This is a genomic window from Mycobacterium sp. UM_Kg27, from assembly GCF_000972905.1.
Taxonomy (GTDB): domain Bacteria; phylum Actinomycetota; class Actinomycetes; order Mycobacteriales; family Mycobacteriaceae; genus Mycobacterium.
This window is the reverse complement of the sequence record NZ_JRMM01000045.1, coordinates 1-21,691: the sequence shown is the minus strand read 5'-3', so window position 1 is coordinate 21,691 and position 21,691 is coordinate 1. Positions and strand designations below refer to the sequence as shown.

At 70.1% G+C, this 21,691-nt stretch carries 19 protein-coding genes and 1 pseudogene; 8 read left to right on the top strand and 12 right to left on the bottom strand.

Annotated features, from left to right (window positions below):
• Nucleotides 1–135 precede the first annotated feature (135 nt).
• The 4 genes from LI94_RS09520 (at nucleotide 136) to LI94_RS09500 (ending at nucleotide 2,638) form a co-directional block, all read left to right on the top strand.
• On the top strand, nucleotides 136–600 hold the full coding sequence (locus LI94_RS09520; RefSeq protein ID WP_024443895.1) for a DUF4395 domain-containing protein: 465 nt from the start codon (nucleotides 136–138) through the stop codon (nucleotides 598–600).
• A 44-nt stretch (nucleotides 601–644) separates the two neighbouring features.
• Nucleotides 645–1,478 carry a sulfurtransferase gene (locus LI94_RS09515; RefSeq protein WP_046301033.1) on the top strand — a complete coding sequence of 278 codons (834 nt, stop codon included), beginning with the start codon at nucleotides 645–647 and terminating at the stop codon, nucleotides 1,476–1,478.
• 1 nt (nucleotide 1,479) lies between these two features.
• Entirely contained in the window at nucleotides 1,480–1,782 is a 303-nt protein-coding gene (locus LI94_RS09510) for a DUF1416 domain-containing protein (protein WP_024441869.1), read from the top strand.
• A 181-nt stretch (nucleotides 1,783–1,963) separates the two neighbouring features.
• A complete protein-coding gene (locus tag LI94_RS09500) occupies nucleotides 1,964–2,638 on the top strand; it encodes an FABP family protein (protein ID WP_024441871.1) in 675 nt (224 codons plus the stop codon).
• Nucleotides 2,639–2,722: 84 nt separating this feature from the next.
• On the opposite strand, the gene LI94_RS09495 is transcribed toward LI94_RS09500, so the two are convergent.
• On the bottom strand, nucleotides 2,723–3,592 hold the full coding sequence (locus LI94_RS09495) for an aminodeoxychorismate lyase (RefSeq protein WP_046301032.1): 870 nt from the start codon (nucleotides 3,590–3,592) through the stop codon (nucleotides 2,723–2,725).
• A 35-nt stretch (nucleotides 3,593–3,627) separates the two neighbouring features.
• Here LI94_RS09495 and LI94_RS09490 point away from each other — a divergent pair, with 35 nt between their 5' ends.
• Both LI94_RS09490 and LI94_RS22240 read left to right on the top strand, forming a co-directional pair.
• Nucleotides 3,628–4,707 (top strand): folate-binding protein YgfZ, encoded by a 1,080-nt coding sequence (locus LI94_RS09490; RefSeq protein ID WP_024441873.1) that lies wholly within the window; start codon nucleotides 3,628–3,630, stop codon nucleotides 4,705–4,707.
• 135 nt (nucleotides 4,708–4,842) lie between these two features.
• Nucleotides 4,843–5,010, top strand: a complete 168-nt coding sequence (locus LI94_RS22240; RefSeq protein ID WP_082105713.1) for a DUF3073 domain-containing protein — start codon at nucleotides 4,843–4,845, stop codon at nucleotides 5,008–5,010.
• A 70-nt stretch (nucleotides 5,011–5,080) separates the two neighbouring features.
• On the opposite strand, the gene purM is transcribed toward LI94_RS22240, so the two are convergent.
• The 10 genes from purM to LI94_RS09440 all read right to left on the bottom strand — a co-directional run bounded on the left by purM (nucleotide 5,081) and on the right by LI94_RS09440 (nucleotide 17,341).
• Complete coding sequence (gene purM / locus LI94_RS09485) at nucleotides 5,081–6,166, bottom strand: phosphoribosylformylglycinamidine cyclo-ligase (protein ID WP_024441874.1); 1,086 nt, start codon at nucleotides 6,164–6,166, stop codon at nucleotides 5,081–5,083.
• Between the two features lie 57 nt (nucleotides 6,167–6,223).
• Nucleotides 6,224–7,453, bottom strand: coding sequence for an acyl-CoA dehydrogenase family protein (locus tag LI94_RS09480; protein ID WP_024441875.1), 1,230 nt, complete (start codon nucleotides 7,451–7,453; stop codon nucleotides 6,224–6,226).
• Nucleotides 7,450–8,592: an acyl-CoA dehydrogenase family protein gene (locus LI94_RS09475; RefSeq protein ID WP_046301031.1), complete on the bottom strand. Its 1,143-nt coding sequence runs from the start codon at nucleotides 8,590–8,592 to the stop codon at nucleotides 7,450–7,452. The genes LI94_RS09480 and LI94_RS09475 overlap by 4 nt, the downstream gene beginning before the upstream one ends.
• A 56-nt stretch (nucleotides 8,593–8,648) precedes the next feature.
• Complete coding sequence (locus tag LI94_RS09470) at nucleotides 8,649–9,116, bottom strand: MarR family transcriptional regulator (RefSeq protein ID WP_046301030.1); 468 nt, start codon at nucleotides 9,114–9,116, stop codon at nucleotides 8,649–8,651.
• A gap of 91 nt (nucleotides 9,117–9,207) precedes the next feature.
• On the bottom strand, nucleotides 9,208–10,725 hold the full coding sequence (gene purF / locus LI94_RS09465; RefSeq protein WP_046301029.1) for an amidophosphoribosyltransferase: 1,518 nt from the start codon (nucleotides 10,723–10,725) through the stop codon (nucleotides 9,208–9,210).
• 51 nt (nucleotides 10,726–10,776) lie between these two features.
• Nucleotides 10,777–11,181 (bottom strand): sterol carrier family protein, encoded by a 405-nt coding sequence (locus LI94_RS09460; RefSeq protein ID WP_046301028.1) that lies wholly within the window; start codon nucleotides 11,179–11,181, stop codon nucleotides 10,777–10,779.
• Nucleotide 11,182: 1 nt separating this feature from the next.
• On the bottom strand, nucleotides 11,183–12,025 hold the full coding sequence (locus LI94_RS09455) for an alpha/beta fold hydrolase (protein WP_024441890.1): 843 nt from the start codon (nucleotides 12,023–12,025) through the stop codon (nucleotides 11,183–11,185).
• Between the two features lie 17 nt (nucleotides 12,026–12,042).
• Nucleotides 12,043–13,743 (bottom strand): alpha/beta hydrolase, encoded by a 1,701-nt coding sequence (locus LI94_RS09450; RefSeq protein WP_046301027.1) that lies wholly within the window; start codon nucleotides 13,741–13,743, stop codon nucleotides 12,043–12,045.
• 12 nt (nucleotides 13,744–13,755) lie between these two features.
• Nucleotides 13,756–16,026 (bottom strand): phosphoribosylformylglycinamidine synthase subunit PurL, encoded by a 2,271-nt coding sequence (gene purL, locus LI94_RS09445; protein ID WP_192830947.1) that lies wholly within the window; start codon nucleotides 16,024–16,026, stop codon nucleotides 13,756–13,758.
• A gap of 46 nt (nucleotides 16,027–16,072) precedes the next feature.
• Nucleotides 16,073–17,341, bottom strand: coding sequence for a M18 family aminopeptidase (locus LI94_RS09440; RefSeq protein WP_046301026.1), 1,269 nt, complete (start codon nucleotides 17,339–17,341; stop codon nucleotides 16,073–16,075).
• Here LI94_RS09440 and LI94_RS09435 point away from each other — a divergent pair.
• Complete coding sequence (locus LI94_RS09435) at nucleotides 17,340–18,413, top strand: Dyp-type peroxidase (protein WP_152664795.1); 1,074 nt, start codon at nucleotides 17,340–17,342, stop codon at nucleotides 18,411–18,413. The genes LI94_RS09440 and LI94_RS09435 overlap by 2 nt on opposite strands.
• Nucleotides 18,410–19,207 carry a family 1 encapsulin nanocompartment shell protein gene (locus LI94_RS09430; RefSeq protein ID WP_046301024.1) on the top strand — a complete coding sequence of 266 codons (798 nt, stop codon included), beginning with the start codon at nucleotides 18,410–18,412 and terminating at the stop codon, nucleotides 19,205–19,207. Before LI94_RS09435 ends, LI94_RS09430 begins: the two co-directional genes overlap by 4 nt.
• Here the strand turns inward: LI94_RS09430 and LI94_RS23750 are convergent.
• A pseudogene (locus LI94_RS23750) lies at nucleotides 19,204–21,691 on the bottom strand (hypothetical protein); the annotation flags it as partial. The gene LI94_RS09430 and the pseudogene LI94_RS23750 sit on opposite strands and share 4 nt — an antisense overlap.

The window sequence follows — 21,691 nt, the reverse complement described above, 5'->3', positions numbered from 1 at the left end:
CTGTGCCGCACCGCGGGCTGCTGTTGTTGTCGTTGCCGCTGAGCCGCGCGTTTTCGCGTCGCTATCGGAGCCGCCCGGGAAAGCCGTGGCATGTCTCCACCAGCCACTCGCCACGACAGCAGCAGGGAGCATTTCATGCGGGACATCGACACCGACACCGCCCAGATACAACAGGTAGACGTCCGGGGTCCCCGGTTCGCCGCCTGGATCACCACCGCCGTACTGGTGGCCGTCTTGCTGATCGCCGAATTTCGCCCGGCGGTCGCGGCCGGCCTGCTGGCCGCCCAGGCCGTCGTCTTCGCGATCGGCGCCATCTCGGGCCCCCGCCGCCACCCTTACGGCCTGCTGTTCGCCCGGCTGGTGGCGCCGCGGCTGGGGCCGGTCACCGAGCGTGAGCCGACGGCGCCGTTGCGCTTCGCCCAGCTCGTCGGCCTGGTGTTTGCCGTGGTCGGGGTCGCCGGGTTCGCGTTCGCGCCGGGGCTCGGCCTGATCGCCACCGCGTTTGCGCTGGCGGCCGCTTTTCTCAATGCCGCCTTCGGGATCTGTCTGGGCTGCCAGCTCTACCCACTCGTGGTACGGCTGCGGCCGGATACGGCGTAACCACCACAGCATCTCCCCTGGAATAGCCAGAAAGGATTCCCACCATGGCACGCTCTGACGTCCTGGTCTCCACCGACTGGGCTGAGAGCAATCTCGACGCGCCCAACACCGTGTTCGTCGAAGTCGACGAAGACACCAGCGTCTATGACATCAACCACATCCCGGGCGCGATCCGGCTGGACTGGCGCAAGGACCTGCAGGACCCGGTACGGCGCGACGTCATCGACGAGTCCGCGTTTTCCAAGCTGCTCTCCGAGCGCGGTATCGCCAACGACGACACCGTGATTCTCTACGGCGGCAACAACAACTGGTTCGCCGCCTTCGCCTACTGGTACTTCAAGCTCTACGGACACGAATCCGTCAAGCTGCTCGACGGCGGCCGCAAGAAGTGGGAGCTCGCCGGACGTCCGCTGTCGAGCGAAACCGTCACTCGGCCCGCCACGTCCTACACCGCCAAGCCATTGGACGAATCGTTGCGGGCCCGCCGCGACGAGGTGGTCGCGGCGATCAACACCAAGAACCTCGTCGACGTGCGGTCCCCGGAGGAGTTCTCCGGCAAGATCCTGGCTCCGGCGCACCTGCCTCAGGAGCAGAGCCAGCAGCGCGGCCACGTACCGAGCGCGATCAACGTGCCGTGGAGCCGTGCCGCCAACGAGGACGGCACCTTCAAGTCCGACGAGGAGCTGGCCAAGCTGTACGCCGACGCCGGCCTGGATGGTCAGAAGGAGACCATCGCCTATTGCCGTATCGGTGAGCGTTCGTCGCACACCTGGTTCGTGCTGCGTGAGCTGCTCGGACATCGCAACGTCAAGAACTACGACGGTAGTTGGATGGAATACGGCTCCCTGGTGGGCGCCCCGATCGAATTGGGAAGCTGATATGTGCTCTGGACCCAAGCAAGGGCTCGCCCTGCCTGCCAACGTCGACCTGGAGAAGGAGACCGTGATCACCGGTCGCGTGGTGGACAGCTCTGGTGCGTCCGTCGGTGGTGCGTTCGTCCGACTGCTGGACTCCTCGGACGAGTTCACCGCTGAGGTCGTGGCCTCGGCCACCGGTGACTTCCGGTTTTTCGCCGCGCCGGGCGCCTGGAGGGTGCGAGCCCTGTCCTCGGCCGGTAACGGAGACGCCGTGGTGACCCCCTCCGGGGCGGGCCTCCACGAGGTCGACATCAAAGTCGCCTGACGACTCGCGCAACCCGATGGCCTCGAATTCGACGTCCCGCCGCACCCGGCTCCGCCGGCCTTGCGAACGCCGCTAGACTTCCCCCCGTGGTGTTGTTCTTCGAGTTGATGCTGGTGGCGGCGACTGGCCTGATCACCTGGTTCGCGCTGTACACGCTGTATCGGCTGATCACCGACGAGATGTGAGTGCTTCCGACGGGGGCACCGAAGGCGGCGGCGAGCGTCAGGTCGACCGGGGTTCCGGCGACCGCGCGGTAGCTGCCGCCGCTGAGCGTGCCAAGCAGACCGCGGCACGCAACATTCCGGTCTTTGACGACCTGCCGCTCACCGATACCGCCAACCTGCGCGAGGGCGCGAACCTGCACGACGCCCTGTTGGCGCTGCTGCCGTTGGTCGGGGTGTGGCGCGGTGAAGGCGTGGGTCACGGCGCGCACGGCGACTACCGGTTCGGTCAGCAGATCGTGGTGTCGCACGACGGCGGCGACTATCTGAACTGGGAAGCGCGGTCTTGGCGGCTGTCCGACGACGAGTCCAGCCAACCGGCCCTGCGCGAAACCGGCTTCTGGCGGTTCGTGGACGATCCGGATGACCCCGACGAGTCGCAGGCCATCGAACTGCTGCTGGCGCACTCCGCGGGCTATGTGGAGCTGTTCTACGGGCGCCCGCACGGCCCGGCGTCCTGGGAACTGGTCACCGACGCGCTGGCCCGCAGCAAATCGGGGGCGCTGATCGGTGGGGCCAAGCGGCTCTACGGGATCGTCGAGGACGGCGACCTGGCCTACGTCGAGGAGCGGGTGAACGCCGACGGGGAACTGGTGCCGCACCTGTCGGCGCGATTGTCCCGTTTCATCGGCTGACCCCTTGCTTTGACTCTGCGCTGAGAGCGCAGGCTTCTCGCACCTTTGCGCCCTGACCCCAGAGCCAATGACTTCGGCGGGCCGTCAGTGGCCGATTGCGGTGTCGACCAGTGCGGCGAACTCCGCCTCGGGCACCCGCGGGTGTAGCGCCCGGCCGTCCAAGGTGTGCACCCGTGCCGCCAAGGTGATGCTGGAAACCAGCCAGAGATCTTGCGCCGCAACAAGATCCTCCGACCGCAAGGGGGCGTATTCGCAGTCGTAGCCCGCGTCGCGGGCCACGTCGAACAGTGCCTCCTGGGTGGTACCGCGCAGGATCGGGTGCGACAGCGGCGGGGTGATGAGCCGGCCGGGCTCCCCCAGCACCACCGTGGAGCGCGGGCCCTCCAGGACGTAACCGTCGGAACTGATGAAGATGACGTCGTCGGCGTCCTGTTTCGCGGCGTACCGCAGCGCTGCCATGTTCACCGCGTAGGACAGCGTCTTGGCGCCGGCCAGCAGCCACGGCAGCTCCAGCCGCTGCGCCGACAGGCCGCGGTCCAAGGTCACCACCGCTACGCCCTCGCGGCGGGCCGCCGCGACACGTTCCGGCAGTGCGGTCAACAGCACGTATGCGGTTGGCGCCGAACCGGTTTCTCGACCGCGGCTGTAGATCATTCGCAGGGCGCCCTCGCCCGTGCCGGCCCACTGCTGCACCGCCTCGTCGACGGCACGGCGCCAGTCGTCCAGATTCGGGGCCGGTAGGTCCATCAGCTCGGCCGAACGCGCCAGCCGGCGCAGATGAGCATCGAGCAGGCAGGCGGCGCCGCGACGCACCAGCAGCGTCTCGAAGACCCCGTCGCCGCGCAGCGCCGCCAGATCGTCGGCGTGCAAGAGAGGTGCATCGGCCGCAGCAAGCCCGCCGCCTACGGTGACGATCGTCACGACGCTGTCTTTCACATCGGCCTCCGCTGCCATGGACCGTGAGCGTAGCGGCTCCGTAGAGTTGACCCGTGTCCGCCGTCCCCGCACCTGATTCCGGCCCCGACGCGGGCGCTGTCTGGCATTACGGCGACCCGTTCGGCGAACAACGCAGCGCCGAAACCGCTGCCGTGTGGGTCGATCGGTCCCACCGGGCGGTGCTCACGCTGAGCGGGGCGGACCGCAAGACCTGGCTGCACAGCCTGTGCACCCAGCACGTCGCCGATCTTCCCGACGGCGCCAGCACCGAGAACCTGACCTTGGACGCCAAGGGCCACATCCAGAATCACTGGGTCCAGACCGAGCGCAGCGAGCGGACCTACCTCGACACCGAGCCGTGGCGGGGGGCGCCCCTGGCCGAACACCTGAGCAAGATGGTGTTCTGGGCCGACGTCGCCGTCGAGCCGGCGGATCTTGCGGTGCTGGCGCTGTTGGGCCCCGGCCGGGATGCTCCGGCTGTCCTGGAGGCGTTGGGGCTGGCCGAAGCGCCCGGGCCGACGGCGGTGCCGGTCGGAGATGCCGCAGGTTTCGTTCGGCGAGCGCCCGGCCACGATGCGCTGGAATTGCTGGTGCCGCGCGCTGACAAGGGCGAGTGGCAGCGGCGGCTGACCCGGGCCGGGCTGCGCCCCGCCGGAATATGGGCCTACGAAGCCGACCGGGTGGCGGCGCGGCGCCCGCGGCTGGGGGTGGACACCGATGAGCGCACCATTCCGCACGAGCTGAACTGGATCGGCGGTCCCGGCGTCGGCGCGGTGCACCTGGACAAAGGGTGCTACAGCGGGCAGGAGACCGTCGCTCGGGTGCACAACCTGGGCAAACCGCCCCGGATGCTGGTGCTACTGCACCTGGACGGGTCGGTGGACCGGCCCTCGACCGGAGATCCGGTGACCTCGGGCGGGCGCGCGGTGGGCCGGCTGGGCACAGTGGTGGACCATTTCGAGCTGGGTCCGATCGCGCTGGCGCTGCTCAAGCGTGGACTTCCCGCCGACACACCGCTGCTGACCGGCGCCGACTCCGAGGTCAGTGCGGTGATCGACCCCGAATCGATGCCGCCGCCGGACGTGCGGGGCGCGGGGCGGCTCGCCGTCGACCGGCTACGGGGCCGGCTTTGATCGTGGTCACACCGACGCAGGGCAGGTCGGCAGCTCCGCGATCGGCACGGTAAGCTGTCGGCAGGACAATAAACACATTCAGATCGGAGCCGCCTGCACGTGGGGCCGCTCCGTTATTGCGCGAGGGGGTCCCCCATGGGCCGCGGCCGGGCTAAGGCGAAACAGACCAAGGTTGCTCGGGATCTGAAATACAGCTCACCGTCGACCGATTTCAGTCGGCTTCAGCGTGAGCTGGCCGGGTCTGAGGTCAACGACTCCGACGGTGACGACTCCTGGAACGGCGACGACGACTGGCGCCGCTGAGCGCCACGTGTACCGCCGGTCCTGACCGGACCCAGGGCTGATCGCTAGGGCTGAGCAGACCCGCTGGGACTTAGAACCTCGGGTGTTCCCCGACCAGCTTGGCTCCGTCTCCGGGTTCCGCGTTCTTCCCCGGCTTGGCAACTGTGCCCAGCGTCCAGCAGTCGACGTGGCGGGCAGTCAGAATGGCCAGCGCGCGATCGGTGTCCTCCGGCGCGACGATGGCAACCATGCCGACGCCCAGGTTGAACGTCTTCTCCATCTCCGCGCGACTCACCCGTCCACGTTGGGCGATCATCGCGAACACCGGAGCCGGCGTCCAGGTGCCCCGGTCGACCTCGGCGATCAGTCCGTCGGGGATGACGCGAGCCAGGTTGCCGGCCAAACCGCCGCCGGTCACGTGGCAGAAGGTCCGTACCTGGGTCTCGGCGGCCAGTGCCAGGCAGTCCTTGGCGTAGATGCGCGTCGGTTCGAGCAGTTCCTCACCGAGGGTGCGGCCGAATTCCTCGACGTGGCCGGCCAGGTTCATCCGGTCGATGTCCAGCAGCACCGCCCGCGCCAGGGAGTAGCCGTTGGAGTGCAGGCCCGAGGAGCCCATAGCGATCAGCACATCACCGGGCCGGACCCGGTCGGGGCCCAGCACGTCGTCGGCCTCGACCACGCCGACACCGGTCGCGGAGATGTCGTAGTGATCGGGTTCCATCAGGCCGGGGTGCTCGGCGGTCTCCCCGCCCAGCAGCGCGCACCCGGCCTGCACACATCCCTCGGCGATGCCGGAGACGATCGCGGCGACACGTTCCGGCACGGTGCGGCCGACGGCGATGTAGTCCTGCAGGAACAGCGGCTCGGCGCCGCAGACCACCAGGTCGTCGACGACCATTGCCACCAGGTCGATGCCGACGGTGTCGTGCTTGTCCAGTGCCTGGGCGATCGCCAGCTTGGTGCCCACGCCGTCGGTGGAAGACGCCAACAGCGGCTCACGGTAGTCGTTGCGCAGGGCGAACAGGCCGGCGAAGCCGCCGAGGCCACCCCGCACCTCCGGCCTGGTGGCCTTGGCGGCCAACGGTTTGAACAATTCGACGGCCCGGTCACCGGCGTCGATGTCCACTCCTGCCGATGCGTAGGTAACGCCCTGGGAGCTTGATTCTGCTGAGGTCATCGCGGTAAAGGCTACCGGTCGCCGCCTACGGACGGTATCGCGCTCGACGTTAGGGGTTCAGAGCCGGTTATGGCGTACCTGATTGAACGGCACCCCGCGGTCGGCGGCGTACTCGCGAGGCAGGCCCAGAACACGTTCGGCGATGACGTTGCGAGCCATCTCGTCGCTGCCACCGCCCAGGCCCACGGTCTGCCGTGACAGATACCGCCGGCCGGCCCTGAGCAGGTGCGCCTCGTCGTCGACCACGGCCAACGGACCGGCGACGGCCATGGCCGTGTCGACTTCCAGATAGGTCACATCGGAATGGAACAGCCGGATGATCGAAGCCGCGGCGGGCGGCAGTTCACCGCTGCGCATGCCCCGCCCGGCGTAGTCGATGAGCGCGTCGCGCACCATGCGCCGGGCCAGCACCCGGCCGATCTGGTCCTGGGTCAGCGGGTCGTGCGCGGTTCCGGCCTGGTGCGCCAGGGCCAGGAAGTCGCCGGCGGCCATCTCGGTGCGTTCGGGGCCGCGCCCGCTGGCGAACTCCGAACCCTGCCCCACGGCCCGCCGCTCGTGGTAGAGGAGCCGCGAGGCGACGTCCCAGCCCTTGTTGACCTCGCCGACCACCGTGTCGGGCCCGAGCCGCAGCCCGTCGAAGAATTCTTCGCAGAACTCGTTGGAGCCGTCGACCTGCTCGATGCGGCGCAGCGTGACGCCGGGCGCGTCGATCGGCACCAGGAACATCGTCAGCCCGTCGTGCTTGGGCACCGTGGAATCGGTGCGGGCCAGCAGCAACCCGAAGTCGGCGGCGAACGCACTGGTGCTCCACGTCTTGGCCCCGCTGACCACCCAGTCGTCGCCGTCGCGCTCGGCGCGGGTGATCAGCCCGGCCAGGTCGGATCCGCCGCTGGGCTCCGAGAGCAGCTGCACCAGCACCTCGTCACCGCGCAGGGCGGCACTGATGTGGCGGCGCTTCTGTTCCTCACTGCCGGTGTCGAGCAGGGTGGCGCAGCAGATGGTGAAGGTCGGGACGTTGAGGATCAGCGGCATCTCGTAGCCGGCAGACACGGCATCGAACGCCTTCTGATAGCGCAGGTCCAGGCCGAGGCCGCCGTAGTCGCGGGGAAAGCAGATCCCGGCGAATCCGCCCTCGTACAGCCGTCGCTGCAGTTCGCGGGCGCGCTGCCAGGCGCCGTCGTCGTCGCGTCCATTGCGCGGGGGGTGCTGCGGGTCCAGGCGCGGCATGTTGGCGGCCAGCCAGTCGCGTGCCGATGCGGCGAAGGCGTCGACGGTGATGTCGTTCATGCGGCGGGCTCGGTGCCGCTGGCGGCCGCGAAGATGGCCTGGTGGTGCTCGGCCGGAGTGCCGAGCAGGTTCCGGTACAGGGTGGCCCGGCGCAGATACAGGTGCAGGTCGTGTTCCCAGGTAACGCCGATTCCGCCGTGCAGTTGCACGCACTCCTGAATCAGCCGGCCGGCATGTTCGCCGAGATAGGACTTGGCCGCGCCGGCCCACATGGCGGCCTCGGGATCGCGCGCGGCCACCTTGTCCACCGCACCGGCGGTGATCGCGTGGCAGGCGTGCAGCCACATCGTCATGTCGGCGAGCCGGTGTTTGATCGCCTGGTAGGACGCCAGCGGCCGGCCGAAGCTGTACCGGTCGCGGGCCCACGCGACGGTCATCTCCATGACAGCGTCCAGGATCCCGGCCGTTTCGGCGCACACCAGCGCGATCGCGATCTGGGTCTGGCGGTCAATGAGCGCACCGGTCTGTGCCGCGCTGCCGACTGCCGCGGACGCGTCGATTTCGGTATCGCTGAATTCGATGCGCGCGTACTGCTTCACCAGATCGATGCCGGGCTGCGGCGTCACCTGAACTCCGGCACTGTCGGTGCGGACCAGGAACTGGCGCACCGCGCCGTCGTCGGTGCGCGCGCCGATCAGCACCAGGTCCGCCCGATCTGCGGCCTCCACCCGATCCTTGACCCCGTTGAGCCGGTAGCCGCCGGTAATGCGGGTGGCGGTCAGGTCCGGCTGGTGGGGGCGAAAGCCCCGCCCAGGCTCGTCGGCAGCCCAGGTCGCCACCGTCTCCCCCGCGATCAGCGCCGCGATGTCGCGGGCATGGGCGTCTCGGTTGTCGGCGTCGACGAGACCGGCCAGGACCACGCTCACCGGGTACAGCGGCCCGGGGGCCACGGTGCGCCCGAGCTCAGTGGCGATCGCGGCCAGGTCGCGAAGCCCGCAGCCCGAAACACTGCCGCCGCCCAGCTCCTCGGGTACCAGTAGGCCGGCCCAGCCGAGGTCGGCAGCTTGGCGCCACCACGCCGCGTCATAGGACCCGCCCCGGGCGTGCAGGTCGCGGTAGTCGCGCAGCGCCGCGGTCTTGTCCAGGAATGCCCGCGCTGTGGCGACGAAAAGCTCGCTCTCCGTTGACAGATCACTCATGTCGTCTCCTCCCGAACGCCAAAGCTGTTGGCCACCATGCCGAGCTGTGCGGTCCGTCAGGTCACGGCCCGGTCTGGTCGACTCTCCTCGACGACGCGGACCAGCAGACCACGCAGCGTCTCCTGCTCGTCCGGTGTCAGCACGCCGAACACCCGGTCGTGGGCGGCGAGCGCGTCGGCGACGACCACTGAGGCCACTGCGCGCCCCTGATCGGTGAGGTAGGCCCGCAGGATCCGGCCGTGGTGGGGATCCTGCTTACGCTCCACCAAGCCGCGGCGCTCCAGCGCGCTCAACGCCAATTGCACGCCCTGCGGGGTGATGAGCAGCCGACGGGCCAGTTGGGCGCCGGACAGACCGGGTTCGCCTGCGAGCTGACGCAACAGACCGATCTGGGCGGTGCTCACGCCGTGTTCGCTGATCGCCTCGTTCACCGTCGTCAGCGAGTAGTAAAACGCCTGTTTGAGCAGCCACAGGATGTTGCCGGTCAGATCTGCATCCCGGGCACCTGTCGTGGCGGATCGCACGCGCCGACGCTATCGAGCCAGCAAATTGATGTCAACTAGTTGATAACTGGCGACCAGCGCCGACTATGCGATTGCGGTGCAGTGACTTTGACTAGGGCTTACTCAGCGCGGCGTCGTTGTCGCTCTCGGCTTTGCGCGCGGTGTTGCTCAGCATCTGCTCGACGACGTTCTTGCCCAGGGCACTGTCATCGGGCAGCTCGATCGGGTAGCTGCCGTCGAAACAGGCGCAGCACAGCCGAGATCTGGGCTGCTCGGTAGCCGCGATCATGTCGTCCTGGCTGACGTAGCCGAGGCTGTCGGCGCCGATGGCGCGTCGCACCGCTTCGACCATCTCGGTCTGGTCCTCGACGGCGTTGGCGATCAGCTCGGCCGGCGAGGCGAAGTCGATGCCGTAGAAACACGGCCATTTGACCGGCGGCGAGGCGATCCGCACATGCACCTCGACAGCGCCGGCCTCGCGCAGCATCCGCACCAGGGCGCGCTGGGTGTTGCCCCGCACGATCGAGTCGTCGACGACGATCAGCCGCTTGCCGCGGATGATCTCCCGCAACGGGTTGAGCTTGAGTCGGATGCCGAGCTGACGGATGGTCTGTGACGGCTGGATGAAGGTCCGCCCGACGTAGGCGTTCTTGGTCAGGCCCTGTCCGTAGTCGATACCGGACTCCTGGGCGTAGCCCACCGCGGCGGGGATGCCGGATTCCGGCACGCCGATGACCAGATCGGCCTCCACCGCGTGCTCACGGGCCAGCCGCCGGCCGATCTCCACCCGGGTGGCGTGCACCGACCGGCCGCCGATGGTGCTGTCGGGCCGGGCGAGGTAGACGTATTCGAAGACGCACCCCTTCGGGGTGGGGTTGGCGAACCGGGTGGAGCGCACCCCGTCGGCGTCGATCGCCAGCAGCTCGCCGGGCTCGATATCGCGGACGAACGAAGCGCCGACGATGTCGAGGGCCGCGGTCTCCGAGGCCACCACCCAGCCGCGGTCGAGCCGGCCCAGCGACAGCGGCCGCACGCCCCACGGGTCGCGGGCCGCGTACAGGGTGTTCTCGTCCATGAAGGTCAGGCAGAACGCACCGCGCGCCGTCGGCAGCAGTTCCAGCGCCGCCTGCTCCAGGGAGGTGTCGGCGGCGCCGTGCGCCAGCAGCGCACCCAGGATGTCGGAGTCGGTGGTGGCCACGCCGGGACGGCGGGTGTCGATCAGGCCCAGTTCGCGGGCCCGGCCGGCCAGTTCGGCGGTGTTGACCAGGTTGCCGTTGTGCCCCAGCGCCACCCCGGTGCCGGCGGCGGTGTTGCGGAACACCGGCTGGGCGTTCTCCCAGGTGGTGTCGCCGGTGGTGGAGTAGCGGCAGTGCCCGACCGCCACGTGCCCGGGCATCGCCAACAGCGTCTGCTCCTCGAACACCTGGCTGACCAAGCCCAGGTCTTTGAAGACCAGCACCTGCGAGCCGTCGCCGACTGCGATGCCGGCGGCCTCCTGGCCACGGTGTTGCAGCGCATACAGGCCGTAATAAGTGAGCTTGGCTACTTCTTCGCCGGGAGCCCAAACTCCGAAGACGCCGCACTCTTCACGGGGTGCATTCTCAAGGTCTACTACCTGCTGGTCCGGCACGTTTCAGCTGCTCCAGGGGGACGGGCCACAGTGACGACGTTCAGTCTACGGTCAACATGCGTCAAGTTTCACCAACGGCAACCAATCGGCGATCTCGGCTGCTCGTGCACCCGACAGCCGCAGCTTTCCGGCCGCGGTCGCCGCGCTGGTCTCCAGCAGCCCGGCGGCCAGCAGCAGCCAGCTGCGGGGATCGGTCTCGACCACGTTGGGCGGGGTGCCGCGGGTGTGCCGCGGTCCGGAAATGCACTGCACCGCGACGAACGGCGGGATCCGCACCTCGACGCTGGCACCGGGGGCCAGCTCGGCGAGGGTGCGCGCGGTCAGGCGGACCGCGGCCGCCAGCTCGGTCCGGTCGGGGGCGGGCACGGTCTCATCACGCAACCACGCGGCGAGCGCCAGCACAGCGGCGCGGGTCGTGGCCGGGTCAACGCGCGGACGTGAGCGGGCAGCTGCCATGTCAGTCCGTCGGGTGCGCGGTGAACCACTCCAGCAGCAGGTCGGCGAGCCGGTCCGGCTCGGTGTCGGGAATCCAGTGGGAGACGCCCGCCATGACCTCGAACCGGTAATCCCCGGTGACGTATCGGGCGGTGTTGCGCGCCGCCTTGGGCTTGAGCGCGATGTCGTCGTCGCTCCAGACATACATCGTCGGCACCGAGATCTGCTGGTTGCTGTCGCGCAGATTCGACAGCGGCAGGCCGCGGTACCAGTTGAGCCCGCCGGTCAGCGCGCCCGGCTCCATCAAGGCCTGCGCATCCCGTTCGGCCGCGGCCGAACTCTGCCCGCTTCGCCGCAGAGCCTTAGCGGCCACGGCGCCTTTCCCGCGCGTCAGCAACCACTCCGGCAGCCACGGCAACTGGAAGAACCCCATGTACCACGACGCCAGACCCTGACGGCTGGTGACAAACGACTTCAGGAACGCGGCGGGGTGCGGTACCGACACCGGCGACACCGTGGCGAGCCGCTCGGGCAGTTCGGCCGCCACTCCCCACGCCACCGCCGCACCCCAGTCGTGTCCCACCAGGTGCACGCGTTGCGCGCCACTGGCGTCGATCAGCGCGCCGATGTCGGCGACGAGTTCGGACATGCGATAGTCGCGGCGCCGCGGCGGCCGGGCACCGGGTGAATAGCCGCGCTGGTTGGGCGCCAGGCACCGGTAGCCGGCGGCGGTGAGGCGGTCGATGACGGCGGTCCAGCTGTCGTTCCGCTGCGGGAAGCCGTGCAGCAGCACCACAACGGGCCCGTCGGGCGGCCCAGCGTCACGAACGTCGAAGACCAGGCCGTCACGGGTGTAGCGCTGCATAGGTGAAGCATGCCGCATCAGTGCCGCAACGCGTCCCTGACCCGCTCGGTGTCGGACGGCGTCCAGCCGTCGGGCGGCAGCACCGCCACCCAACCATCCAGGATCGTGTCCGCGTAATTGTGCCCGTGCCCGGCGGGCATCTGCTCACCGTGGAACAGGTCCGCGGTGACCTGCCAGAACGTCACCACCGGATACCAGCGCATCGAGGCGGTGCGGTCCGGGCCGGGCGGCTCGGTCAGCCAGTCCGGCCGCGCGAACAGCAGATCCGGCGACCACCACACCACCGGGTCGGAGGCATGCTGCAAGAACAGCACCCGGGTGCCCTCCCACGGCGGCGCAGCGATCCGGGCGATCTTGGCCGGGACCGTGCCCTGCGAGAACCGCACCGTGCGGCCGTTGTCGTAGCGCGGCAACACGGCGCTACTGCCGGGGTCGCGCCGCACCAGCAGCGCATGCCACAGTGGGCTGGCCTGCGGCGGCCCCACCCACAGCACGGCCTCGTAGCCCATGTCGGTGATGTCGGGCAGCCAGTCGAACGCGGCCTGCCCGGCCATGGACCCCAGGCTCTCCCCGTAGAGCATCAGTTTGGGCCGATGCGCGACGGGCAGGCTTCGCCAGCGCTCGGCGATGGTGCGCACCAGCAGGCGTCCGGAGTCCATCGACTTGCGCTGATCGGCCAGGAACGAAATCCAACTCGGCAGGTAGGAGTACTGCACGCCGACGATCGCGGTGTCGCCGTTGTAGAGCATCTCCAGCGCATCGGCCGCCGCCGGGTTGATCCACCCGGTTCCGGTGGTGGGTACCACCACCAGCACCCGCCGGTCGAAGGCATGGGTGCGATCCAGCTCGTCGAGCAGCAGCTGCATGCGCGCCTGGTCGTCGGCGGCGCTGTGCAGCCCGGCATACACCCGGATGGGTTCGCGGGCGGGCCGTCCGTTGATCCGGGTGAGCTCGGCGGCGTGCACTCCCCCGGCGACGAAGCTGCGGCCTTGGCTGCCCAGGGTGGCCCAGGAGGCCAGCGAATCCGGGCTGCCGGACCGCTCCGGTTGCAGCGGCTGGATCGTCCCCGGAACGGTGGCGCTGTCCTCGGGCTGGAACACCGCGCTGGCACCGGCGAAGAAACCGCGGATCAGCACGCCGTTGATCAACATGGTCAGCACGACGACGACGATCGCGCTGCCGATGAACATGGCCACTTCGTTGTGCAGGTGCCACCGCCGGATCAGCGCCCGTGCCAGCAGCCGACTGGCGTCGATCAACACCCGCACCGTGGCAACCAGCGCCGCGGCGACCCCGATCGCCACCCCGAGGGTGCGCAGGTAGCCCAGTGTCGCCGGGCCTTCGATACCCAGCAGCTCGGAGACCTGGCGCTGCCAGCCCGCGGCCGGGACCAGCATCAGAACGCACGCGGCCGGGGCCGCCACCACCACCGCCGCCTTCAGCGCTAGCAGGACCCGGCGCGGCGGCGGCCACCAGCCGGCACCGCGCAGGACGAACCGATCCACCGTGGCGCCGATCAACACTCCCAGCCCGTAGCCGAAGGCTGCGTTGATGCCGCCGATCAGTCCCTGAAACACCCAGTCGCGCGGCAGCAGCGACGGGGTCAGCGACAAGCAGAAGAACAGCGCACCGAAGGCCACCCCGACGAACTTGAGCCGCAGCAGGCTCCACGCCCACACCAGCAGCGGGTGTCTCGCCGGTGCCTCGGCCGTTCCCATACCGCTGAGGCTTTATCCGAACAGTCCCGGCAGCACCGCTTCGGAGGTGCTGCGCAGTTCGGCCAGCGACACACTGAACTGGCCCTGGACCTCGATCTCCTGCGAGGCCTGGTCCACCACGCCGACGCGGGTGGCAGGCAGGCCGCGCGCCTCGCACATCGACCGCAACCGGCTCTCCTCGGTGCGCGGCACCGCCACCAGCACCCTGCCCGCGGACTCGGAGAACAGGAAGACGAACGGGTCGGCATCTTCGGGAAGCAAGATGCGGCAACCGGTCTCACCGGCGATCGCCGACTCGACCACGGCCTGGATCAGCCCGCCTTCGCTCAAGTCGTGGGCAGCCGAGATCAGGCCGTCGCGCGATGCCGCGTTCAGCACCTCGGCGAGCAGCTGCTCGCGTTCCAGGTCGACCTTCGGCGGCAGTCCGCCCAGGTGATCGCCGGTCACCTGCGCCCAGATGGACCCGTCGAACTCGTCGCGGGTGTCGCCGAGCAGGATCAGCGTCTCACCCGGCTCGACGCCGAACGCCGTGGGAATACGGCGGCTCACGTCGTCGATCACCCCGAGCACCCCCACGACCGGGGTGGGGTGGATCGGGGTGGCGCCGGTCTGGTTGTAGAAACTCACATTGCCGCCGGTCACCGGAATCCCCAGTGCCGCACAGCCATCGGCAAGACCGCGAACGGCCTCGGCGAACTGCCACATCACCCCGGGATCTTCCGGAGAACCGAAGTTCAGGCAGTTGGTGACGGCGATCGGCGTGGCGCCGGTGACGGCCACGTTGCGGTACGCCTCCGCCAGCGCCAGCTGGGCCCCGGTGTAGGGGTCGAGCTTGGTGTAGCGACCGGAGGCGTCGGTGGAGATCGTGATCCCGCGTCCGGACGCCTCGTCGATGCGCAGCATCCCGCCGTCGGCGTGCTCGGCCAGCACGGTGTTGCCGCGCACGTAACGGTCGTACTGTTCGGTGATGAACGCCCGGCTGCACAGGTGCGGGCTGCCCAGCAGCGCAAGCAGAGTCGCGCGCAGCTCCTCCCCGGTGGCCGGCCGCGGCAGCTTGTCCGAGCGGTCGGCGTTGAGCGCATCCTGGGTGTCGGGGCGCGCGACCGGGCGCTGATAGATCGGGCCTTCGTGGGCCACGGTGCGCGGCGGCACGTCGACGACGGTCTCACCGTGCCAGGTGATCTGCAGCCGGTCGCCGTCGGTCACCTCACCGATCACGGTGGCGAGCACGTCCCACTTGGCGCAGACCGCCATGAAGGCGTCCACGTTCTCCGGGGCGACCACGGCGCACATGCGTTCCTGCGACTCGCTGGACAGCACCTCGGCCGGGCTCATGTTCGCCGCGCGCAGCGGCACCTTGTCCAGCTGAATCGCCATGCCGCCGTCGCCGGCGGACGCCAACTCGGAAGTGGCACAAGACAGTCCGGCACCGCCGAGGTCCTGGATGCCGACCACCAGCTTGGCGGCGTAGAGCTCCAGGCAGCACTCGATGAGCACCTTCTCGGTGAACGGGTCGCCGACCTGAACCGACGGAAGTTTCTTGCGGCCGGCACCGCTCTCATCCCCGCCGAAGGTGTCCGATGCCAGCACCGACACCCCACCGATGCCGTCCAGGCCGGTGCGCGCCCCGAACAGGATGATCTTGTTGCCGGCGCCGGAGGCGAACGCCAGGTGCAGGTCCTCTTTCTTCAGCACCCCGACACACAGCGCATTGACCAAGGGGTTGCCCGCGTAGCAGGGGTCGAAGATGGTTTCGCCGCCGATGTTGGGCAGGCCCAGCGAGTTGCCGTAGCCGCCGATGCCGCGCACCACCCCGTCGAGCACCCGGCGGGTGTCCGGGGCGTCGGCGGCACCGAAACGCAGTTGGTCCATCACCGCGACCGGACGCGCACCCATCGCCATGATGTCGCGCACGATGCCCCCCACGCCGGTGGCCGCACCCTGGTAGGGCTCGACGTAGGACGGGTGGTTGTGCGACTCCACCTTGAAGGTGACCGCCCAGCCGTCGCCGATGTCGACGACGCCGGCGTTCTCGCCGATGCCGGCCAGCATGGCCTTGCGCATCTCATCGGTGGTGGTCTCACCGAAGTAGCGCAGGTGCACCTTGGAGGACTTGTAGGAGCAGTGCTCGCTCCACATCACCGAGTACATGGCCAACTCGGCGTCGGTGGGGCGGCGGCCCAGGATGTCACGGATGCGCTGGTACTCGTCGTCCTTGAGACCCAACTCGGCGAACGGTTGCGGGTGCTCGGGCGTTGCGGCGGCGTGTTCGACGGTGTCCAGCGTGGTCGGGGGCGTCACGGGCACAGTCTATGGCACCGATTTCGGCTCAGTTCGGCGCCAGGAATGCCGTCAGAGCCGCCGCGTAGGAGGTCACATCGCGCGCGCCCATCAGTTCCCGCGCCGAATGCATGGCCAGCTGTGGAGCGCCCACGTCGACGGTGGGGATACCGGTGCGTGCGGCGGTCATCGGGCCGATGGTCGATCCGCACGGCAGGTCGGCCCGGTGCTCGTAGCGCTGCAGTGCCACACCTGCCTGATCGCAGGCCAACGCGAAGGTGGCGGCGGTTCGTCCGTCGGTGGCGTAGCGCAGGTTGGGCTGCACTTTGAGCACCGGGCCGGCGTTGACCGCGATCTGATGGCCCGGTTCGTGACGGTCCGGGTAGTTCGGGTGGGTGGCGTGCGCCATGTCCGCCGAGGCCAGCGTGGAGGCGGTCAGCCGCCGCAGGAAGTCCTCGCGGTCGCCGCCGGCGGCCAGCGTGATCCGCTCCAGGACGCCTCGCAGCAGATCGGACTGGGCACCGTGATCCGACGTCGACCCGACCTCCTCGTGGTCGAACAGCACCAGCACCGGCAGGTGGCGGCCCGGCGTGGCGGCGATCAGGGCTTCCAGGCCGGCGTAGCAGCTGGCCTGGTTGTCCAGCCGCGGCGCGCTGACGAAGTCGTGGCCCAGCCCGGTCACCGCCGACGGCGCCAGGTCGTGGGTCATCAGGTCGAAACCGAGCACGTCGCGGGGTTCCACGCCGGCGCGTTCGGCGACATAGCGCAGGAAGTCCGGGGATCGCCCAGTTCCCCAGACCGCGTTGACGTGGCGTTGCGGGTCCAGCTTGACCGCTGCGCGGTCCTCGGCCAGGTGGATGGCCAGTTGCGGCACCCGCAGGATCGGCTCGTCGATGCGGACCAGGTGGTGGCTGATCCCCGAGCTCTCGGAGCCGCTGCGCACCGACAGCCGCCCGCTGATTCCCAGGTCGCGGTCCAGCCAGGAGTTCAGCCAGGCACCGCCGTAGGGCGCCAGGGGCACCAGCTGCCAGCCGGCGACCTCACGGGCGGGATGTTGCTTGACCCGCAGGTTCGGGCTGTCGGTGTGCGCGCCGATGATCCGGAACGGGGTGGCCGGAGTCGTGGCACCGCCGTCCCACGCGATCAGCGAACCCGCTCGGACGGCGAAGTACCGCCCCGGCGCCTGTGGCCATCGGTCGGTCTCGGCGACCTCGGTGTAGCCGGCTGCTCGCAGCCGTTCGGCCACGGTTGCGCAGGCGTGAAACGGCGACGGTGAGGCGTCGATGAACTCGCATAATCCGGTTGCGGTGGCCGCCATGGGGTCAAGTCTTTCGCATCCAGACGCCGATGGGGGCGTTAGGGTCGATAGCGTGCCGTCCGTTCAGCCCGTCACCGCTCCCCTGACCTGTGCGGCCATTTTCCTGGTGGCCACCATCGACGAGGGCGGCGAGCAGCCCGTGCACGACGCGTTGCCGGACTTGGCGGGTTTCGCCCGGGCGATCGGCTTTCGCGACCCGACCAAGCGGCTGTCGGTGGTGACCTCGATCGGCTCGGAGGCGTGGGATCGGCTGTTCGCCGGACCCCGGCCGGCCGAGCTGCATCCGTTCGTCGAGTTGACCGGTCCCCGCCACACCGCCCCGGCCACCCCCGGGGATCTGCTGTTTCACGTCAAGGGCGAGACCTTGGATGTCTGCTTCGAGCTGGCGGGACGGATCGTCAAGTCGATGGCCGGTGCGATCACCGTGGTCGACGAGGTGCACGGCTTCCGGTTCTTCGACAATCGCGACCTGCTCGGTTTCGTCGACGGCACCGAGAACCCCGTCGACGACGACGCGGTGGCGGCCACCGCGATCGGTGACGAGGACCCCGACTTCGCGGGCGGCTCCTATGTGCACATCCAGAAGTACCTGCACGACATGGCCGCCTGGGAGGCGCTGCCGGTCACCGAACAGGAGCGGGTGATCGGCCGCACCAAGGCCGACGACATCGAGTTCGACGACGCGGTGAAACCGGCCAACTCCCACATCGCGCTCAATGTCATCACCGACGAAGACGGCAACGAGCTGGACATCGTGCGCCACAACATGCCGTTCGGCTCGGTGGGCTCCGGCGAGTCCGGCACGTACTACATCGCCTACGCGCGGACGCCTCAAGTCACCGAGCAGATGCTGCGCAACATGTTCTTGGGCGACCCGCCGGGCAACACCGACCGCATCCTGGATTTCTCCACCGCGGTCACCGGCGGGATGTTCTTCACCCCCACCGCCGACTTCCTCGACGATCCGCCGCCACTCCCGGGAGCACCGGCACCCAGTACCCCCGAGCCCGTCGAGACCACCGGCGTTCACGGCTCACTGAACATCGGCAGCCTGAAAGGAACCTCGCAATGAACAACCTGTATCGCGATCTGGCCCCGGTCACCGAAGCGGCCTGGGCCGACATCGAGCAGGAGGCGACCCGCACGTTCAAGCGCCACATCGCCGGGCGCCGGGTGGTCGATGTCAGCGAGCCGGCCGGCCCGACGGCGGCCGCAGTGAGCACCGGTCGGCTGACCGGCATCAGCGCCCCCGGCGACGGTGTTGAGGCGCATCTGCGCGACAGCAAACCGCTGGTGCGCCTGCGGGTTCCGTTCACCCTGTCGCGTGACGAGATCGACGATGTCGAGCGGGGCTCGCAAGATCCCGACTGGGACCCGGTGAAGGCCGCGGCCAAGAAGCTGGCGTTCGCCGAGGACCGGATCATCTTCGGGGGCTACCCGGGCGCCGCGGTGGAGGGCATCCGCAGCGCGAGCTCGAACCCGGAGCTGACGCTGCCGGAGGACCCGCGCGGCATCCCCGACGTGATCAGCCAGGCACTGTCGGCGCTGCGACTGGCTGGGGTGGACGGCCCGTACTCGGTGCTGTTGTCCGCTGACACCTACACCAAGGTCGCCGAGACCTCCGATCACGGCTACCCGATCCTGGAGCACCTGCGCCGGCTGGTCACCGGCGACATCATCTGGGCACCGGCGATCGACGGCGCGTTTGTGCTGACCACTCGGGGCGGCGATTTCGATCTGCGGCTGGGCACCGACGTGTCGATCGGCTACCTGTCGCATGATGCCGAGGAAGTGCAGCTCTACCTGCAGGAGACATGCACGTTCCTGTGCTACACCGCCGAGGCCGCGGTCGCGCTGACCTGCTAGCCCGGGGTGCCGGTCGGCCCGGTGCCGCCTGTACTGCCGGTCGGGCTTCCGGACCCACCGGCGCCGCCACCGCCACCGGCGCCGCCGACCGCACCCGAGCCGTCGTGAGTGCCGTGGCCGCCGCTGGCGCCACCGGAACCACCGGCGCCCCCGGCACCGCCGGTGGGGCCGTCACCGCCCGGCCCCGTCGTCGCGCCGGTGCCGCCCGCACCACCGTTGCCGCTCTGGCCGCCGACGCCACCGGCACCTCCGTCACCACCGTTGCCCCATTGGGTCACGTTGTCGTTGTATCCCTTGCCGCCGGCGCCGCCGTGGCCACCGGTCCCGCCGACGCCACCGTCACCGCCGGCACCGCCGACGTTGTTCCCGGAGGATCCACCACTGCCGCCCGCGCCTGCCGCGCCGCCTGCGCCACCGACGCCACCCGTGGAGCCGGCGTTGTCGTTGATGAACGGGCTGCCGTTCGCGCCGGTTTGTCCTGCCCCGCCTGTGCCGCCATCGCCGCCGGTGCCACCGTTGCCGCCGGCACCGTCGAGGCCGTGAGCCGCGGTACCGCCGGCACCACCGGCGCCGCCCGAGCCGCCGGCGCCCGCGGCCCCGCCGAACCCGCCACCGCCGCTGATGCCGGCCGCGTTGTTGGAGCCGAAAGCCGGCAGGCCGCCGACTCCGCCTGACCCACCGGTACCGCCGGCACCGCCGGTGCCGCCGGCACCGCCGTTACCCGAGGAGGTACCGCCGGCGCCACCGATTCCGCCACTGCCCCCGGCACCGGCGCTGGTGCCGTTCAAACCGGTGGCACCGAGGTACGGCCCGATCGTGCCGTCGCCACCGTCGCCGCCTGTGCCACCAGCACCTCCCGCGCCGCCGTTGCCTGTCACACCGCCCGGTCCACCGGCGCCGCCGTCACCGCCCCTGCCGGCGGTGTCCAGGATGGTGATGGAGTCGAAACCGTCTCCGCCCTTGCCGCCGACGCCGCCGGTGCCGCCCGTCCCGGCAGTGGCCTGGTTGCCGCCCGCACCGTCGAAGCCGCCGGCACCGGCCGTGCCCGCATTGCCTCCCGCACCGCCCTTGCCGCCGTCGGCCTGGATTGAACTGATGCCGTTGGAACCGTTGCCGCCGTCACCGCCCGTGCCCGCCGCGCCGCCGTTGCCACCGGCCCCGACCGTGCCGTGCGCAGCCGCACCACCGTTGCCGCCCGCGCCTCCGGTGCCGCCGTGCCCGCCGTCGCCACCGCCACCCACCGCGCCGCCGCCCAGAACACCCGAACCGCCCGAACCACCATTGCCGGCAGCGCCGCCCACACCACCCTTGCCGCCGTTACCGACGTTGACGCCTCCGGCACCGCCGACACCCCCAGCACCACCGTTGCCGCCGTTGGGGCCGTTCTCACCCAGGGCCGCAAGACCATTCGCACCATTGCCACCGGCACCACCGGCACCGCCCGCGCCACCGTTGCCGTCAGTGCCGCCCGTGCCGCCCGCACCGCCGGCCCCACCATTGCCCGCAGTGCCGATCGCGGTGAGGGTGTTGAAGCCGTCGCCACCCGTACCGCCGTTGCCGCCGTGCGCAGTCGCGGAACCACTGGCCGCCTGGTTGGCCCCGTTGCCGTCGAAGCCGCCGACACCCGCGGTACCGGCGTTGCCTCCGGCGCCACCCGCGCCACCATCGGCGATCAACGACGAACTGCCGTTGGAGCCACTACCGCCGTCGCCGCCGGAACCGGCCGCACCACCCGTGCCGCCCGCACCCACCGTGCCGTGCGCCGCCGCGCCACCGTTTCCGCCGATACCACCGGTGCCGCCCGCACCGCCATCGCCGCCACCGCCCAGCGCACCGCCACCGAGCACACCCGAACCACCGGAACCACCGGAACCGGCATCGCCGCCGACACCACCGGCACCGCCGTTTCCGGCGTTGGTGCCACCGGCCCCGCCGACACCACCGGCACCGCCGTTGCCGCCCCTGGGGCCGTTCTCACCCAGGGCCGCAAGTCCGTTCGCGCCGTTGCCGCCGTGACCACCGGCCCCGCCCGCGCCACCGTTGCCGTCAACGCCGCCGGTGCCACCGGCACCGCCGGCCCCACCATTGCCCGCAGTGCCGATCGCGGTGAGGGTGTTGAAGCCGTCGCCACCCGTACCGCCGTGCCCACCGGTACCGACCGCACCGGCGGCGGCCTGGCCGCCGCCGGCGCCGTTGAGGCCGCCGGCGCCGACACCGCCGGCGTTACCGCCCGCACCGCCCGTGCCTCCGTCGGGGATCAGCGAAGAACTGCCGTTGGAGCCGTCGCCGCCGACGCCACCGTCACCGGCGTTGCCGCCCACGCCGCCGGCGCCCATCGCGCCGAGAATCGCGGCGCCGCCCTTGCCGCCGGTTCCACCGACGCCGCCGTTGCCGCCGTCACCGCCACCGCCGAGGGCGCCGCCGCCCAGCACACCCGAGCCGCCGTTGCCTCCGGCGCCGCCCGCGCCACCGGCGCTGTCTCTT